Consider the following 18,145-nt stretch of genomic DNA (forward strand, 5'->3'; position numbering starts at 1 on the left):
GCCACCGGACCCGCGGCACTGGACAGGGCCAACGTCGGAGTACCCGACGCCGGAGCCGCCGACAGGGTCGCCGACACCGCACCGGACACCGCAACGTTCGTCGCACCCGCCGCCGGCGTGGTCGACGACACCGTCACCGCCGCCGGAGCGGCCGCCGTGGTGAACGACCACGCCCCGCCGGACACCGCAGCCCCCGCCAGCGTCACCGCCGCGGAGTACGGCGTCGATGCCGCCAGCGCCGCGGCCGGGGTGAACGTCACCACCCGGGTCGTCGCGTTATAGGCAGAGGTGCCCGCCACCGGACCCGCGGCACTGGACAGGGCCAACGTCGGAGTACCCGACGCCGGAGCCGCCGACAGGGTCGCCGACACCGCACCGGACACCGCAACATTCGTCGCACCCGACGCCGGGGTGGTCGACGACACCGTCACCGCCGCCGGAGGAGTGGTCGTGGAAGTGGAGAAGACCACGTCGACGAAGTAGTTCGCGGCTTGCCAGGTGTTCTCCGGGAAGCCTCCGGCCGAGGCATAGAGGTATCGGCCGTTGTTTGCCGTGCCGGCAGTGAGGGGACCGACGGTGCGCGCGGTGGAGAAGAAGTCGATCGTGGAGGCGTAGCGGCCGTTGGGTGCGAAGTAGGACACCACGTAGGTTTGACCGGCGGTCAGCGCCACGGGTGTCGCCAGCTGCGCGGTCTGCCAGCCTGACGCTGTCTCGTTCGTGAAGGTCACCGTCGCCAGCCGTTGGCCGGTGGACGACCAGAGCGATCCCGTGTGGGTGCCCGTGTTCGTCGAACCCTTGTAGAACCGGATCGCCGTGACGGAGCCCGATTCGGCCGAGCTGAAGGACATGCCCAGTTCGACCGGCGAGGTGTCGTCGGGTGACGCGGCCTCCGCCGGGGTGAGGTTGCCGAGCAGGCTGTACGAGGTGCCGGTGCCGGGTGCTGCGGCCGTGGTGAACGACCAGGACCCATTGGGGAGGGCGGTGCCGGCGAGGGAGACGACCGCGGTGTGCGCCGTGCCCGCCGGGAGCGCCGCCACCGGGGTGAACGTGACGACCCGAGTGGTGGCGTTGTAGGTTGACGCACCGGCAACGGCGCCGGTCTCGTCGGACACGGCGAGGGAGGGTGTGCCGGACGCGGGCGCGGCCGTCAGGGTCGCGGACACCGTCGCGGTCGCCGCCACACCGGTTGCGCCGGCGGCGGGAGTCGTCGAGGACACCGCGACGGCCGCCGCGCCTCCCCCGGTGAACACCACGTCGACGAGGTAGTCGGTGGAGGTCTGGTTGGTGGGGAATCCGGCCGCGTAGCTGAAGGTGCCCGCGTTGACGCCCGCGCTGAGCGGACCCCGCGTGTACGCGGCGGAGTATTGGCCCGGTGTCGCGGAGTATTGGCCGACGGTGGTGCGGTAGCCGGCGACATACTCCGTGGCCGCCTGGATGCTGACCGGCGAGGCGAAGACCAGGGTCTGCCAACCGGAGGTGCTCTCGGCGGTGAAGGTTCCCGAGGCGAGGACGGTTCCGTCGGAGGCCCACAGAGTGCCGGTGTGGCTGCCCGTGTTGGCGGGCCCCTTGTAGAACTTGATCCCGGTGATCTGTCCGGCGGTCTGGGCGGAGAAGCGCACGCCCAGGGTCACCGCCTGGTTGTCAGCAACGCTCACCACGCTGGGCGTGGTGCTGTCGTCGTACAGGCTGCACGGGCATCCGCTGCCTGGGGCAGCTTGCACAGTGGTGAAGGACCACGTTCCGCCCGAGCTGAGCGCGGCCCCCGCGGCGTCCCTGGCCGCCAAGGTCACGGTATACGTGGTGGCCTCGGCGAGCGCACTGGCCGGCGTGAAGGTGGCGACGCGGGTGGCGGCCGTGTAACTCGTGCTGCCTGCGACGGCCGTGCCCTGCGCGTTGCTCACCGTGAAGGCGACGGAGGAGGCGACGACGTCGGTGGAAATCGTGGCGCTGATGGCCGTGTTGAGGGCGACGCTGGAGGAACCCGGTCCAGGGGACTGGGCCGTCGCCGAGGGGGCTGTGTTGCCCGACCGGGTGAATACGGCGTCGACGTAGTAGTTGCTCTGACCGTAGATGTCGGTCGGGAAGTCGCCGTTGGTGTTGTAAACACTGGCCGGTTGGGCGCCGAAGCCGCCCGCGACGGCAAGGGGCGCTCGGGTGACTCCCCGGTAGGCCCAGGGGTCGTCGTCTGCTGAATACCGGCCCCTCGGCGCCCAGTATGAGGCAACGTAGGTCGTTCCGGCGGTGACGGTGACCGGGGTGGCGAAGGTGGCGGTCTGCCATCCGGACGCGGTTTCGTTCGTGAAGGTCGCGGTGGCCAGGCGGGTGCCGGTGGAACTCCACAGAGATCCCGTGTGGGTTCCGGTGTTGGCTGTGCTCTTGTAGAAGCGGATGCCGTCGATTGTTCCGTTCTCCGTCGGTGTCACCCGAAGGCCCAGTTCGACCGCACTGGGGTCCTGCGAGTCGGGCGTGGCCGGAGCCTGGGCTCCGAAGACAGAGTGCGGCCCGGTGACGGTCACGGCGAGTGTGGTGGGCGTGGTCGGATAGTTCGCGCTGTCGTCGATCGCCCGGATTCGGATGCTCTGGGTGGCGACGCCGTGTTGAACGTAGGTGTACGACCAGTTCGAGGTGCCTGTCGCCGCACTCCAGCTGGTTCCGCCGTCAGTGGAGACCTCGACGCCGGCGACGACCCCGCCGGAGTCGGTGGCCGTTCCACTGATCGTGGTGCTGGCACCGTTGGGTACGGAGGTTCCTGCCGCGGGAGAGGTGACGGTGACGGAGGGTGCGGTGGTATCGGTGCTCGCCGTCGTGGCTACCAGGCCGGCCGCCAACGTGGCGGGGGTGGCACCCATATCGGCCAGCAGGTTCACCTGTGCCTGTTGCATCCGTACGTCTGCCGGTGCGCCGGGGCCGTCGTGCTCCCGGTCGAGCCCCCACGTCCACTGCACGCTGCCGGCGGAGAACACGAGGGCCCCGCTCGGTGCCTTGTAGAGGGTGACATGGTGCGTCGTGGTGCCTTGCCTGACGGTGTTGCCGAAGTCGGTGAGGTATTCCGGCACCGATCCCGTGGTCGTCGACAGCCTGATCAGACCGGCCGGTCGGAAGCCGTTGTCAATGTCCTCGTTTGATTCGTAGCCGACGGTGTGCGGGGCCAAGGCCGCGGAGGTTCCCGCCGCGAGGCTGGACAAACCGGTGTTCCGCCACAGTCGTGTCTTGCCCTCAGCGGCCGAGACCGTGACAGGCAGGTCAGAGTAGTTGGACTGGTATTGCGTGCCGGTCAGCCCGTTTTCGGGGAGCCCCCCACCGTTGGCCGAGGACGCGAACCGGGGGTCACGCCAGGTACCGGTCCACTCGGCGGAGGGGTCGATCTTCCGCTGGCTCCAGGTCTCCTTGTAGGACACCAGGGTGCGGTACGCCGTTGCGCTGCTGTCGGCGGACGGCTCGTACCGGGTGCGCCAGTACACCTCGTTGCCGGACAGGAACTGCAGGTTCACCCCGGCGTCGCGGGCGGCCTCCACGTTCTTGCGCTGGGCTCCTGACCAGTACTCGTCGTGGCCGACGGAGAGGAAGACTTCGTGGTTCTTCAGGCTGGCCCCGAAACGATCGGTGTCGACGCCGCTGAAGTAGGAGACGTCGTAACCGTTCTTCTCCAGGAACCTGACTGCCGGATACTCGTTGCTGAAATAGAAGTCGCGTCCGTCGATCCCCCCGCGGGTCGCGACGGGCCGGTTGTAGCTCACTTTGTAGGCACGGCCGTTATCGGCGCCCTGATAGAAGTCGGAGCCGCCGTAGGTGTTGTAGGCCTGCCAGGTGGGGTCGGAGGTCTGGAACAAGACCTCCGACGTGCTGGCTTGGTCCCTCACGACGAAGGTGATGTGGCTTTGGCCACCGGTGTCGGTGCGGGTGAGCAGCGCGATGTATACACCGGAGACCGCGTCGGCGGGCACCGGCCAGGATGCCGACAGGGCCCAGTTGCCGCAGTCGTAGAACTCGGTCGCGGCCTCGGTGATGCACTGGGGTTGGTTCTGTGGGAGCGCCGCGGTCGGTGTGACGTCGGCGATCTTCCGGGCGCCGTTGCCCTGATACCAACCGGTGCGGTAGATCGCAATCGTGTACGCCCGGGCGCTGGTGTCGATCTTGAACCCGACGGTGCCGCCGACGTTGGTGCTGATGTCGGTGGAGAACCCCTGGATGGACGGATCGCCGGCGCCGCTGATGTCCCACACCGACGCGGCGGTCCCCGGAAGGGCGTTCTCGCACACGATGGGGTTGGGCGCCGTCCCGCATCCGGCCGCATTCGCCGGCAGCGCCCCGAGCGGGATCAACAGTCCGCTCACGACAACAACGGCCGTTGCCAGAGCCTTGGCGGCGAGGGAACCGAACCTCGGGAAGAACGTGGAGGATCCGGCTCGGCCGTCGACGGCGGGCAAACGTTCAGACACGGTGCTCCTCTGATTGCCTGTGCGAAAGAACGGGAGATCGGGCGGCAGTCAGCGTGACAGCTGAGTATCGCTCACACCGCACAGAGTGCCACGGGGGCCATAGGCCCGCTCGCCCCCGAAGGGGGGTGTTCGAATCCGCTCGCCGGGGATGCGCGCCGTCGGGATCGGTGCAACGATCTCACCCGCCTGAGAGCATCGCTCACTCGCCTGCGCCCGCACTCGGGCTCTGTCGCTACGGCCGACCCCTGTCTGAGGGCCTCGCCCCAACCGTCCCGAAGGCTGGTATCGATGTCGATAACCACAGAACCGCCCACCCCCACCGAAATTTACGACTGCTGCGTCGTCGGAGCGGGACCCGTCGGTCTCTCCCTCGCTCTCGAGGCAGCGAACGCCGGGCTCCGGGTCCTCGTCCTGGACGCCGGGACCCAAGCCGCCAAGGAAGATGCCGCGGCCCGGGCGGCACGTCCTCCGGTGCATGTGCTCGATCCCGCCACGCACGCCCCCATCGAACAGGCAACCCGACGCGGGCTCGGCGGATCGTCCTGGTTGTGGGGCGGCCGGTGTGTGCGCTTCGAGGCGATCGACTTCGAAACCCGCGACTACGTCGACGGAAGCGGCTGGCCCCTGAGCCAAGCCGATGTGCTGCCCGCGGAAGCGGCCGCCGCGGCCTACCTGGATTGCGGGGCACCGACCTTCCGGAGCGCCGCCGCGGACTGGGCCGGCCTGGGCGAGGTCAGCCTGTCGCAATTGGAACGCTGGGCACGACAGCCCAAACTGGCTGCCCGTCTGGGCTCCAGGGTTGCCGCGCATCCCGGCATCTCGGTGCTGTGCGAGGCGACCGTCACCGACATCATCATCAACCCAGACGGCGCCGGCGTCACCCACCTCCAGGTGCTCCACCAGAGCCAGACGTTCGCGATACGCGCCGCGACGTACGTCCTGGCCTGCGGAGGACTGGAAACCACCCGACTGCTCTTGACCGTGCAGCGCCGGCTGCCCTCCCACTTCGGTGGCTCCGACGGACCGCTGGGCCGCTACTACATGGGTCATCTCACGGGAAGCATCGCGAACATCCAGCTCACCGACGCGGCGGACATCCGCGACCTCGATTTCAGCCTTGACGACCACAACGCCTACGTCCGCAGGCGCTTCACGTTCTCCGAGCGCACCCAGCGCGAGAGACACCTGTTGAACACCAGCTTCTACGCCGACAACCCGCCGTTCTACGAGGACGGGCACCGCAACGCGACGCTGTCGCTGGTCTTCCTCGCCCTCTCCCTGGCCCCGGTGGGCCGGCGGATCCTGGCTGAAGGCATCCGCCTGCGCCACATCGGCCCGCGCCCGCGCCGGTACGCACCTCATCTGCTGAACATCGCGAAGCGGCCGTTTCGCGCCGCGGCCGACGTGACCACGATCCTCCGGAAGCGCTACCTCTCGCCGGTTCGAAAACCCGGCTTCCTGCTGCGGAACGCCGGGGGCAGCTACGCGCTGCACTTCCACGCCGAGCAGACGCCCAATCCGGATTCCAGGATCCGGCTCAACGGGACGACGGGCGCAGACGGCCAGCCGGGCCTGGACATCGATTTCCGGTACGCGGTGCAGGACCTCGACTCGGTGCTCGCGGCGCACCAGTACCTGGACGAGCAGCTGCGGGCGTCCGGGCGCGGTCGGGTGGTCTACCTCGACGCCGAGGACCAGAGGGTGTCCTCGGTGCTCGCTCAGGCGACGGATGGTTTCCATCACATCGGCACGACCCGCATGAGCGCCGATCCAGGCGACGGTGTGGTCGACAGCGACTGCAAGGTGCACGGCATGGACGATCTTTTCATCGCCTCCAGCAGCGTCTTCAGGACCGCCGGCGAAGCCAACCCGACGTTCCTTGCCGTGTGCCTGGCGGTGAGACTGGCGCGGCACCTCTCCGAGGAGTTGGCTGCGCCGGCTGCCGATGTCCCGCCTCGGCCGGTCGAAGCCGCGTAGCCGTTGCAACCTGACCCCCTTTCAGGTCACAGCGCCGAAATCTGATTGCAGGGTATGGTCAGCTCGTGAGTTGCTGAGGATATATCAGATCACTCACAAGACCATCTGCGACACCCGTCACAACGTCACACCTGCGCCATCCGACATTTCCGTCACCCAGTACCCGTTTCACTTCCCGTACGAACCTGTAAACCCGAACTGCAGGGGAATCACCGTGAATACGTCCTTGACGTGTCGACCGATCAGTCGACCCCGAAAACCTCAACCCCCGAACCCGGCCCGGCGAGCCGGCCCCGGGCACGCCTGGTCACCGGCCGGAAGCTTCGGTCACACATGAGCGCGCCCAAGCCGGGTTCTCCGTTGACCGAAGCGATTCCCGGCGGATACCGCGCTCCGTTACGCCTGGTCAGGCCCGCGACGGTCCCGGTCCCTGACGTTCAGGCCACGGCCGCCGCCGTCAGCGGCTTGTCCGGTGCGGCGTGGGCACGCCAGTACCGCACCAAGCTCCAGCTCACGGACGCCGCGGTGATCGTCGCCGCCGTCACCGTCGCCTTCCTGGCGCGGTTCGCGTTAGGCACCCCGATCGCGGACACGACCCCGATCCCGCTGTCGGCCTGGGCGGTCATCGGACTGGTGATCGGCACCTGGGTCGTGACCCTGTCCACGTTCCGCACCAGGGCACCACGGGTCGTCGCGGTGGGAGCCACCGAGTACAAGCTCGTCATCAACGCCAGTGCGCTGGCCTTCGGCCTTCTCGCCATCGCCTTCCTGCTGTTGCAGGTCAACACCGCCCGTGCGTACTTCGTCTTCGCCCTGCCACTCGGGGTCGCGGCCCTGGTCCTGGAGCGGTGGCTCTGGCGCAAGTGGCTCATCCACCAGCGCAAGTTCGGTCACTACCTCGCCCGGGCCATCGTCGTCGGCGGCCGGGACGACATCGAATACGTCGTGCGGCAGATCAACGACAAGTCGGGTGCCGCCTATCACGTGGTGGGGGCGGCGCTGGAGGATGAGAACACGACCAGCGTCACCTCGGCCGGGCACCGGGTTCCCGTGGTGTCCGATTTCGCCCACGTCGCCGCCGCGGCGCAGTCGTTGGGGGTCGATGCCGTGATCGTGGCCGGGCATCCGAGCCTGGGAAACACCTTCATCCGCAACCTGGGCTGGGACCTCGAGAAGACCTCGGCCGAGCTCGTGCTGTCGAGCCGCTTGACGGACGTCGCCGGTCCCCGCATCCACTTCCGTCCGGTCGAGGGCCTTCCCCTCATCCACGTCGAGATCCCCCAGTACGACGGCGCCAAGCACGTGCTCAAGCGCGCTCTGGACATCACCCTCGGCGCCACCGCGCTTCTGGTGATCAGCCCACTGCTCCTCGTGATCGGCATCCTGGTCAAGCTGGACAGCCCGGGACCCGTCTTGTTCCGGCAGGAGCGAGTCGGGCGCAACGGCCGCACCTTCCACATGATCAAAATTCGCTCGATGGTGCGAACGGCCGAAGACGATCTGGCCGGGTTGCTCGACAAGAACGAAGGCGCCGGGGTGCTTTTCAAGATCCGCAGCGACCCGCGGATCACCCGGGTGGGCCGAGTCCTGCGCAAGTACTCCCTCGACGAATTGCCGCAGCTATGGAACATCGTGGTCGGCCAGATGAGCCTCGTCGGGCCGCGCCCTCCGTTGCCCGCCGAGGTCGAGAACTACGAGTCGCACATGCACCGGCGTTTGTACATCAAGCCCGGTCTCACCGGCATGTGGCAGGTCAACGGGCGCTCCAACCTCAGTTGGGAGGAGAGCGTTCGCCTCGACCTCTACTACGTCGAGAACTGGTCGCTGGCCGGCGACCTGATGATCATCTGGCGAACCGTGAAGATCGTCATCCGCCCCCAGGGGGCCTACTGACATGGCGGCCCCCGGCCACACCGAACCGGTCACCCCCTCCAACGTGGGGGCGCTCCGGATCGCGATGATCGGCACCCGAGGCGTCCCGGCCGCGTTCGGCGGATTCGAAACGGCGGTGGAGGAGGTCGGCCGCCGACTGGTCGATCGTGGGCACGCCGTGACGGTCTACTGCCGCTCCCGCAACTCGGCGCCTGGCCACCTCCCGCCGGCCACCGTCTACCTGGGAATGCGTCTCGTGCATCTGCCGGCACTGCGTCTGGGCGCATTCGGACCGCTCAGCCACACCGCTTTCTCGGTGGCGCACGCCGCCACCGGGTCGCGCCCGGACCTCGCGTTCGTCTTCAACTCGGCGAACGCACCGTTCGTGCCGTTCCTGCGCAAACGCGGCATCCCGACCACCGTGCACGTCGACGGCCTCGAGTGGAAGCGGGACAAGTGGGGCGGGACTGCCCGCCGCTACTACCGCTGGGCCGAGCAACAGGCGGTGCGATGGGCAGACGCCCTCATCGCCGACGCGCCGGGCATCGTCGACTATTACCAGGCGGAGTTCGCCATCCCCACGGAGCTCATCGGCTACGGGACACATCTCCTACAGAATCCCCCGGCGACGCGGCTGGCCGAACTGGGCCTGCGGCCCCATGGTTATCACCTCGTTGTGGCCCGCTTCGAACCCGAGAACCACGTGGACGTGATCATCGACGGCTACCGGCGCAGCAGTGCCGCTCTCCCCTTGGTCGTCGTGGGTACCGCCCCGCATCCGGGCGCATACGCGCGCAAAATAGCCGCTCTGGCCCACGACCCGCGGGTGCGATTGCTCGGCAGGCTGTGGGACCAGGACCAGCTCGACCAGCTGTACGCCCACTCGGTCAGCTACCTGCACGGCCATTCCGTCGGCGGAACGAACCCGTCGCTCCTGCGCGCGATGGGAGCCAGGACCGCCGCAATCGCCTGGGATGTCAGGTTCAACCGCGACGTGCTCGGCGTCTATGGAGCGTACTTCCGGGACGCCGGGACTCTCGCGGCCCTGATCGAGGACGCCGAGCTGAATCCCCACCACACCCAGGAGGTCAGCGAGGCTCTGCAGCGTCGCGCCGCCGCCCTGTACAACTGGGGCCACGTCACCGACAACTACGAAGATCTCGCCCGTCGCCTCGTCTCCGGATACAGCACCCAGGGCAAGAGCCCGGGCCGCACCGGTCGCACCCCACGGAGAGGACGCACCGGCGCGCGGCCGCCGTCCACTGCGGCGCGAGGCGCCCTGTGACCAGGTTGGCGGACCGGAGTTCGGGTGCCACTGCCGGCTGAGCTGGGGATCGTTGTCGTCAACCACGGCGAACCCGATCGTCTCGAGCTCAATCTGGTGGGAATCGGGCGACGCGCGCGCACCGGACGGGTCGTCGTGGTCGATAACTTCACCGGGCTCGCCAACCGCGAAGCGACGACGGTGTTGTGCGCTCGCGAAGGCTGGACGCTGATCGCGCCGGGGATCGACCTCGGCTTCGGAGCGGCGGTCAACGCCGGGGTGCGGCTGCTTCGATCGCACGGCTGTGATCGCCTATTGATACTGAGCCCCGACGTGCGCATCGACGAACCGGGGATGCTCACGCTGGCCCAGGGCTGCGCAGCAGAACCCCAGCGCATCCTGAGCCCTCGAATCGTCGGCACGGATGGCTCCTTGTGGTTCGGCGGCGGCACTGTGGACATCCGTCGTGGCCGCGCGCTGATGGCCGACGATGCGGATAGTTCCGCGCCGGGAGGCTGGCTCAGCGGGGCGTGCCTGATGATCCACGCCTCCCTCTGGGATTGGCTGGACGGATGCGACGAGGGCCATTTCCGCTCGTGGGAGGACGTCGATCTGTCCTGGCGTTGCGTGGCCGCCGGCGGCTGCCTCGCGGTGCACAGCGACGTCACCGCGGTGCGGAGCACCCGTTCGTTCCCGGTCGCCGGAGAGGTGTCGCCGCTGGACGTCTACTCCGCCTGCCGCAGCCGGCTGACATTTGCCGCACGTCACCTCGGCCGGCGTCACATCGTGCAGTGGCTCCTAGCCAGCCCGGGGTACGCCGTCAGCGTGCTGCGCAACGGGAGCCAACGCTCCCGGACGGGTCGGCCGGGAGCGCTACTGGTCGCCGCCGTGCGTGGCACTGCCGCCGGTGCCGGGTCGGCGCTGCGGACTATCGGTGCTGACAGGCGCGGTACCGGCGGGCGCCGTGTGAACGCAGAACAGACGGCCGCCGGGTGATACCGATCCTGACCCCGCGGGCTAGTTCGCGAAGCGGTCGGTGGCGTCGAGCAGCGCGGCGCGGATGCCGGGCTCCTCGAAGGAATGGCCGGCATCCGGGATCATCTGGAAGTCGGCCTCCGGCCAGGCCTGATGCAGCGCCCACGCGGTGAACGCCGGCGTGCACATGTCGTAACGGCCCTGCACGATGACTCCGGGAATGTCCTTGAGCTTGGCGGCGTCACGGAGCAGCTGCTCGGGTTCGAACCAGCCCTTGTTCATGAAGTAGTGGTTCTCGATGCGGGCGAACGCCACGGCGAAGGCCGGCTCGGTGAACCGCTCGATGGTCTCCGGCTGTTGCAGCAGGGTGATGGTGGAGGACTCCCAGGTGGACCAGGCCACACCGGCGCGTTCACGGGTTGACTGGTCCGGGTCGTGCAGCAGGCGGCTGTACGCCTCGATGAGCCGTCCCCGTTCGTCGACGGGTACCGGCGCGATGAAACCCTCCCACAGATCGGGGTAGATGGCCGCGGCTCCCCCCTCGTAGAACCAGTCCAGCTCGATCGGGCGCAGGGTGAAGATGCCGCGCAGGACGAGTTCGGTGACCTTCTCTGGGTGTGTTTCAGCGTAGGCGAGCCCCAGGGAACTGCCCCAGGAGCCGCCGCAGACCAACCACCGGTCGATGCCGAGGTGCTCGCGGAGACGCTCGATGTCGGCGACCAGGTGCCAGGTGGTGTTGGCCGTCAGGTCGGCATCCGGCGCACTGGCATGCGGGGTGCTGCGGCCGCAGCCGCGCTGGTCGAACAGCACGATGCGGTACTTCTCCGGGTCGAACACCCGCCGCTGGGTCGCGCTGGACGCGCCGCCCGGCCCGCCGTGCAGGTAGACGGCCGGCGTGCCGTTCGGGTTTCCGGACACCTCGTAATACAGGGTGTGGCCGTCGCCGACCTCCAGCATGCCGGTGTCGTACGGTTCGATCTCGGGGTAGAACTCTCTCATATGTCGAGCCTACGGCCCGGGTCGCCGTCGCGGCCGGTGGCGCATCCGCCCGGCGCGCCATCGCCCGGGGCCACCGCGCCGCCCCCGCGGACGTCTCGCGGCCCGTGGTGCGCGCCGCGGCCCGCCGTATGCGCGACGGCCCGCCGGATGCGCCGCGGCCCGTGGTTTATCACGGGCCGCCGCAACGGGCACGGGCCACCGCGGGTTGCGCGGGCCGCCAGGCGGGAGGGGTCAGGCGTCCCGGCGTTTGAGCAGCAGGGCGGCGCCGGCCAGCGACACGGCCACCCACCCGAGCACGATCGCGACGTTCTGCCAGACCTCGAAGTCCGACGGACCGAACGCGTTCAGGCCGAAGATTCCCAGGCCCGCGTTGGAGAGCAGGTACGGCGTCACATCCGCCACCCAGTCCGCCGGGATCATCACCATGGCGATCGGCAGCAGCAGCAGGATGCCCAGCGCCGCCGCGATTCCGCCGGCGCCAGTGCGCAGGATCGCGCCCACTCCTAGGGCGAAGACCGACACCAAGGCCAGGTACAGCGCGCCGCCGAGCAGCGGCAGGAGCAGGTCGGAATCGGTGACCTCGGCGCTGATGCCCTGGCCGGCCAGGATCGGCGCCGCCACCAGGGCGGAACCGACGGTGCTGACCAGACCGACGACGAAGGTGCTGACGAAGAGCACCACGGCCTTGGCCGTCAGCACCGACAGGCGCTTGGGGCTGGCCGTGAGGCTCGAGCGGATCATGCCCGTGCTGTATTCGCCGCTGATGGCGAGCACACCGAGCACGGCGACGACGAGCTGGCCGAAGAAGACCCCGAAGGTGGCGGCCTGAGCGACGATGGCCGTCTGCTGCTCCGCGGGAATCTGGCTGCCGTCGAAGCTGGCGGATGCCGACATGAGTGCAGCCATGCCGAGCGAGATCACGATGACGGTGGCGTAGGACCAGATGGTGGAGCGCACCGTGCGGAGCTTGATCCACTCCGAGCGCAGTTCACCGCCGAAACTGAGGCCGGGTCCGGAAGGGACGAAGGCACGGACGGGGGCCGGGGCGATCGTGGTCATCGGACACTCTCCGCAAGGTCGGCAGCCGAGTGCTCGGCGGCGGGGTCATCGGAGGTGCCGCCGGTGCGGTACTCCACGTCGTTCTGGGTGAGGGACATGTAGGCCTCCTCGAGCGACGCGCTGATCGGCGTCAGCTCGTGCAGGGCGATGCCGGCACGGGCGGCCTGGTTGCCGATGTCGGCGGCGGTGATGCCGACGATCTCGAGCAGGTCGGCCTCGGTGCGGGTGACGGTGATGTCGGCGCTCTGGAACAGGGCGGCGAGCTCCGGCGCGTACGGGGTGCGCACCCGCACGACCTTGCGCGTGGCGGCGCCGATCAGTTCGGCCACCGGGGCGTCCGCGATGACCTTGCCGCGGCCGAGCACGATGAGGTGGTCCGCGGTGACGGCCATCTCGCTCATCAGGTGGGAGGAGAGCAGGACCGTGCGGCCCTCGGCGGCGAGGTGGCGCACCAGATGGCGCACCCACTGCACGCCCTCGGGGTCGAGCCCGTTGACGGGTTCGTCGAGGATCAGCGTGGCCGGGTCGCCGAGCAGCGCCGCGGCGATGCCGAGCCGCTGGCCCATGCCGAGCGAGAAACCGCCGACGCGCTTGCGGGCGACGGAGTCGAGTCCGGTGAGTTCGATGACCTGCTTCACCCGGCTGGCCGGGATGGAGTGGGTCGCGGCCATGGCGAGCAGGTGGTTATAGGCGCTGCGGCCGGTGTGGATGGCCTTGGCGTCAAGCAGCACCCCCACTTCACGCAGGGGCGCCTTGTGCTCGCGGTACTGCTTGCCGTTGACGGTGACCGAGCCGTGGCTGGGCCGGTCCAGGCCCACGATCATGCGCATGGTGGTGGACTTGCCGGCCCCGTTCGGGCCCAGGAACCCCGTCACCCGGCCGGGCTGCACCGTGAAGTCGACGGCGTCGACCGCGGTCTTGCTTCCGTAGCGTTTGGTCAGGGACTGTGCCTGAATCATCCGGTTCCTCTTCCCGTCGGCGGGGACGGAACGCATGCCGCGTCGACCCCACAGACGAGAGTATGACGCCGGACCGGGCGCCCGCATCCGTCGAGCGGATGGTTACCGGGCGCCGTCCCTCATCCTCTGGCCGGACCGGACCGGGCAGGACCGGCGGGTCAGGGGCGGCGGACCGGTTTTTCGGGGACGGGGGCGGTGCCGGCGGCCCGCTGTGCGCGGTAGTAGGCGCGGGCCTCGACCTGGCGTTCGCGTTCGGCCCCGGTGGCGATCGGTGCCCGCAGGTGCTCGGGGGCGTAACCGAACGCGTCGACGAGGTCGAGAGCGTGCGGCCGCAGCCGGGAGATGATGCGGTCGATGTACGCCGTGACCGCCAACGCCCGTTTGCCGGAGAGTCGTCCGTTGATGAGGTACCAGGCCGCATGCTCCTCGATCAGGCGCAGGCCGAACAGGTCGCGCAGCCAGGTGAGCACCTGCCGGGTGCCCGCGTGGGTGGTCGTCTCGACAGCGCGGGTGAACGCCTCCCACTGGAGCAGCTCCGCGTGGGCGCGTGCCGCCTCGATCAGCTCGTTCTGGTGGGAATTGAAGAGAGCGGCCGCCTCCTTCTTGGGCAGCTTGCTGGCGTTCCGCAACGACTGGGCGATGGCGGCGATCATGGTCTCGACCCTGTCGGTGAGCAGGGCTCGTTGGGTTCCGGTTTCCCGCAGAGCTCCGACGCTGCGCGCCGTGGAGCCGAAGTCGGCGACAGACTGGCCGAGTGTGCGCAGGCCGGTGCCGTGGTAGGCGCGCCCCGCGGTCTGTTGTACGACGTACCTGGCCATCGCTCCGGCATCCGCGCCGGCGAACTTGCGGTTGTAGTCGGTGAGCAGACGCTTGGCCACCAGCTGCAGCAACACGTTGTTGTCACCCTCGAAGGTGGCGTAGACATCGAGGTCGGCGCGCAGCCCGACGAAGCGGTTCTCGGCGAGGAAACCGGCGCCGCCGCAGGCCTCCCTGGCCTCCTGCAGAGTGTCCAGGGCGTTCCAGGTGGACAGCGGCTTGAGGGCCGCTGCGAGGGTTTCCAGGTCCTGCCGGTCGATATCCGTGGCCGCGGCGCCGCTGAAGACCTGGTCGAACTTGACCAGGAACTCGTCGTGCGCGAAGGTCTGCGCGTAGGCGGTGGCCAGGCGCGGGATGAGGCGGCGCTGGTGGCGCTGGTAGTCGAGGATGACCTCTTCATCGGTGTCGCTGCCCGCGGTGAACTGGCGGCGTTCGCTGCCGTAGCGGATGGCGATGGTGAGCGCCAGGGCGGAGGCCTGGGTGGCGGCGCCGTCGAGGGAGACCCGGCCCTGCACGAGGGTGCCGAGCATGGTGAAGAAGCGCCGGCCGGGGCTGCCGATCGGGCTGGAGTAGCTGCCGTCGACGGCGACATCGCCGTACCGGTTGAGCAGGTTGGTGCGCGGGATGCGCACCTGGTCGAAGTGCAGCCGGCCGTTGTCGATACCGTTCAGGCCGCCCTTGAGGCCGTCGTCCTCGCCGCCGATGCCGGGCAGGAACGCACCGGTGGCGTCGCGGAGCGGCACGTAGAAGGCGTGCACACCGTGGTTGACGCCCAGGCTGATCAGTTGCGCGAAGACCACGGCGGCGGTGCCGTCGATGGCGGCGTTGCCGAGGTAGTCCTTCCACGCCGCACGGAACGGGGTGTGCACGACGAACTCGCCGGTGGCCACATCGAAGGTGGCGGTGGTGCCGATGGCGGCGACATCCGACCCGTGGCCGGTCTCGGTCATCGCGAAGACGCCGGGCACGGCGAGGGACATGATGTCGGGCAGCCAGGTTTCGTGGTGCACGGTGGTGCCCAGGTGCAGCACCGCGGCACCGAACAGCCCCCACTGCACGCCGGCCTTGATCTGCAGGCTCGGGTCGGCGGTGACGAGTTCCTCGAAGCCGGCGATGTTGCCGCCGTGGTCATCGGAACCGCCGAGCGAGCTCGGGAAGGCCCGGTGCACGTGGCCGTTGTCGGCGAGGATCTTGAGCTGACCGAGCACCCGCAGGCGGTGGTCCGCCATGGACTGCCCCTCTATGCGCTGCAGGTCAGGGCGGGCGGTGAGCTCGCGGGCCTTCAGCCGCACATCGGCCCAGGTGCCGAGCAGGGTGCGCGACAGGGCGGGCAGGTCGATGCGCGGGGCGAGCGGGTCGCCGGCGACCCGAACGGGCCCGGTGTCGGTGCGGGTGTCTGAGCCGACCGCGTCGGGCCGGGCGGGAGTGGGGCGCTGGGCAGTGTCAACCATCATTGGTCCTAACGTCGGCGCGGAAGTCGAGTGTTCGACCACGTTAGATCGGGGGCGCCGAGTGCGGAAATAGTGCGTGACGGGGCTACAAAGAAGGGCGCGGCGCGGCGCACTCAGACTGTAGCTCTTCTACAACAAGGGGGCGCCGCAACCTACCAAGGCCCACAAAAGGGGCGGCGGATGCACTCCGCCTCCGCCGTCGATCCGGGTGGGTCAAGCGTTCGCTGCGACGACCTCGAGCAGGGCCTCACCGTAAGATTCGAGCTTCTTCGCACCCACGCCGGTGATGCCGTCGAGGTCCGCCAGCGTGCGCGGCTTCGCCGCCGCGACGGCCACCAGGGTGGCATCGCCGAAGACCACGTAGGCGGGAACGCCCTGCTGGCGCGAGGTGGTGCTGCGCCAGGCGCGCAGGGCCTGGAACAGCGCCTCCTGCTCGGTGCTGAGCTCGGCGAGGCCGGCCTTGGCGGTGGCGGCGCGGGCAGCGGGGGTGCGCTTCACGGGCTTGTCGGGTTCGCTGCGCAGCTGCACGGGGCGGTTGCCGGCGAGCACCTCTGCGGCGGCCTCGGTGAGGATCAGGGTGCCGTATTCGCCGGAGGTGGCGATGAACCCCTGCGCGAGCAGCTGCCGCACGACTCCCCGCCACTGCTGGTCGGTGAGGTCGGCGCCGATGCCCCAGGTGGCCAGCTGGTCGTGGTTGTGCTGGGTGGTGCGCGGAGTGGTCTTGCCGCGCAGGATGTCGATGAGCTGGCCGGCGCCGAAGCGCTGGTTGCGTTCGCGCAACAGGCGCACGATCGTGGAGAGCAGTTTCTGGGCGGGAACGGTGCCGTCCCAGGCCTCCGGCGGCGTGAGGCAGGTGTCGCAGTTGCCGCAGGGTTCACTGGCCTGGCCGAAGTAGCGCAGCAGGTTGACCCGGCGGCAGTGCACCGTCTCGCAGAGCGCGAGCATGGCGTCCAGGTGGGCGCTCATCTTGCGGCGGTGCGAGAGGTCCCCCGGCGACTCGTCGATCATGCGGCGCTGCTGCACGACGTCCTGCAGGCCGTAGGCGAGCCAGCCGGTGGATGGCAGGCCGTCGCGGCCGGCCCGGCCGGTCTCCTGGTAGTAGCCCTCGACGGACTTGGGCAGGTCGATGTGCGCGACGAAGCGCACATCCGGTTTGTCGATGCCCATGCCGAACGCGATGGTCGCGACGATGATGACGCCCTCCTCGCGGAGGAATCTGGACTGGGTGCGGGCGCGCAGGCCCTGGTCGAGGCCGGCATGGTACGGGTAGGCGTTCAGGCCGTTGGCGCGCAGGAACTCGGCGGTCTGCTCGACGGTCTTGCGGCTGAGCGCGTAGACGATGCCGGCGTCGGTGGCGTGCTCGGTCTTGATGAAGTTGAGCAGTTGCTTGCGCGGCTCGTTCTTGCCGACGATGCGGTACTGGATATTGGGCCGGTCGAAGCTGGCGACGAAGTGCTGGGCCTCACCCATTTGCAGGCGCTCGGTGAGCTCGGTGTGGGTGGCGTCGGTGGCCGTGGCGGTGAGCGCGATGCGGGGCACGTCAGGCCAGCGGTCGGCGAGCTCGGACAGCGCGAGATAGTCCGGACGGAAGTCGTGGCCCCACTGGGAGACACAGTGCGCCTCGTCGATGGCGAACAGGGCGATGGTGCCGCGATCGAGGAACCGTTTGGTGGCCTCGTTGCTCAATCGCTCGGGGGCGACGTAGAGCAGGTCGAGGTTGCCGGCGAGGTAGTCGCGTTCGACCTGGTTGCGGGCGGCGGAGTCCTGGCTGGAGTTGAGGAACGCGGCGCGCACGCCGACGAGGGTGAGCGCATCCACCTGATCTTGCATGAGTGCGATCAGCGGGGAGATGACGATGCCGGTGCCCTCGCGCACGAGCGACGGGATCTGGTAACAGAGGCTTTTGCCGCCACCGGTGGGCATCAGGACGACGGCGTCGCCGCCACCGATGAGCTGGTCGATGATCTGGGCCTGCTCACCACGGAACGAGTCGTAACCGAAGACCGTGTGCAGCGCCTCGGCGGCGGTGCTGAACTTGGCGGTGGCCCGCTTGGGCGGCGGCGGGGCGAGCAGCGTGGCGCCGCCGGCGGGCGGGCCGAAATCGACGGGACCGGAGCCGGCCGGGGCGGCGGCAGACGCGGGCGTGGCGAAGCCACCCTGACCATAGGGGTCTGGGGGCGGTGGGGCATCGAAGTCGTCCGGTGGCTCGAACTCGTCAGGATCCCACGGTATCTCGGCGTTCCAACTCACCCGCCAACTCTACCCGCGCCCACCGACGCCACCGGCCGGGGTGGCGGGCTTGTGGATGGATGCCACCGCCCGCCCACGACCTGG

Annotated in this window: 10 protein-coding genes; 4 read left to right on the forward strand and 6 right to left on the reverse strand. The window is 69.1% G+C overall.

Annotated features, from left to right (window positions below; genetic code table 11):
• A partial coding sequence (locus RCH12_RS17245; protein ID WP_327017695.1) for a DUF4082 domain-containing protein occupies positions 1 to 4,439 on the reverse strand: 4,439 nt, incomplete at its 3' end.
• A gap of 288 nt (positions 4,440 to 4,727) precedes the next feature.
• Here RCH12_RS17245 and RCH12_RS17250 point away from each other — a divergent pair.
• The 4 genes from RCH12_RS17250 (at position 4,728) to RCH12_RS17265 (ending at position 10,548) form a co-directional block, all read left to right on the forward strand.
• Complete coding sequence (locus RCH12_RS17250; RefSeq protein ID WP_103430572.1) at positions 4,728 to 6,416, forward strand: FAD-dependent oxidoreductase; 1,689 nt, start codon at positions 4,728 to 4,730, stop codon at positions 6,414 to 6,416.
• Between the two features lie 333 nt (positions 6,417 to 6,749).
• Positions 6,750 to 8,309 (forward strand): sugar transferase, encoded by a 1,560-nt coding sequence (locus RCH12_RS17255; protein ID WP_103430571.1) that lies wholly within the window; start codon positions 6,750 to 6,752, stop codon positions 8,307 to 8,309.
• A 1-nt stretch (position 8,310) separates the two neighbouring features.
• Entirely contained in the window at positions 8,311 to 9,573 is a 1,263-nt protein-coding gene (locus tag RCH12_RS17260; RefSeq protein WP_327017696.1) for a DUF1972 domain-containing protein, read from the forward strand.
• A 24-nt stretch (positions 9,574 to 9,597) separates the two neighbouring features.
• Positions 9,598 to 10,548, forward strand: coding sequence for a hypothetical protein (locus tag RCH12_RS17265; protein ID WP_327017697.1), 951 nt, complete (start codon positions 9,598 to 9,600; stop codon positions 10,546 to 10,548).
• Positions 10,549 to 10,569: 21 nt separating this feature from the next.
• On the opposite strand, the gene pip is transcribed toward RCH12_RS17265, so the two are convergent.
• The 5 genes from pip to recQ form a co-directional block, all read right to left on the reverse strand.
• Entirely contained in the window at positions 10,570 to 11,526 is a 957-nt protein-coding gene (pip, locus tag RCH12_RS17270; RefSeq protein WP_327017698.1) for a prolyl aminopeptidase, read from the reverse strand.
• A gap of 231 nt (positions 11,527 to 11,757) precedes the next feature.
• Positions 11,758 to 12,585, reverse strand: coding sequence for an ABC transporter permease subunit (locus RCH12_RS17275; protein ID WP_327017699.1), 828 nt, complete (start codon positions 12,583 to 12,585; stop codon positions 11,758 to 11,760).
• Entirely contained in the window at positions 12,582 to 13,544 is a 963-nt protein-coding gene (locus RCH12_RS17280) for an ABC transporter ATP-binding protein (protein ID WP_327017700.1), read from the reverse strand. The genes RCH12_RS17275 and RCH12_RS17280 overlap by 4 nt, the downstream gene beginning before the upstream one ends.
• A 158-nt stretch (positions 13,545 to 13,702) precedes the next feature.
• Entirely contained in the window at positions 13,703 to 15,811 is a 2,109-nt protein-coding gene (locus tag RCH12_RS17285) for an acyl-CoA dehydrogenase family protein (RefSeq protein WP_103430285.1), read from the reverse strand.
• Positions 15,812 to 16,024: 213 nt separating this feature from the next.
• The gene (gene recQ / locus RCH12_RS17290; protein ID WP_327017701.1) at positions 16,025 to 18,061 is read right to left on the reverse strand and encodes a DNA helicase RecQ; all 2,037 of its coding nucleotides are present in this window, start codon (positions 18,059 to 18,061) and stop codon (positions 16,025 to 16,027) included.
• Positions 18,062 to 18,145 lie beyond the last annotated feature (84 nt).

It is taken from the genome of Cryobacterium sp. MP_3.1 (genome assembly GCF_035984795.1).
Lineage (GTDB): Bacteria > Actinomycetota > Actinomycetes > Actinomycetales > Microbacteriaceae > Cryobacterium > Cryobacterium zongtaii.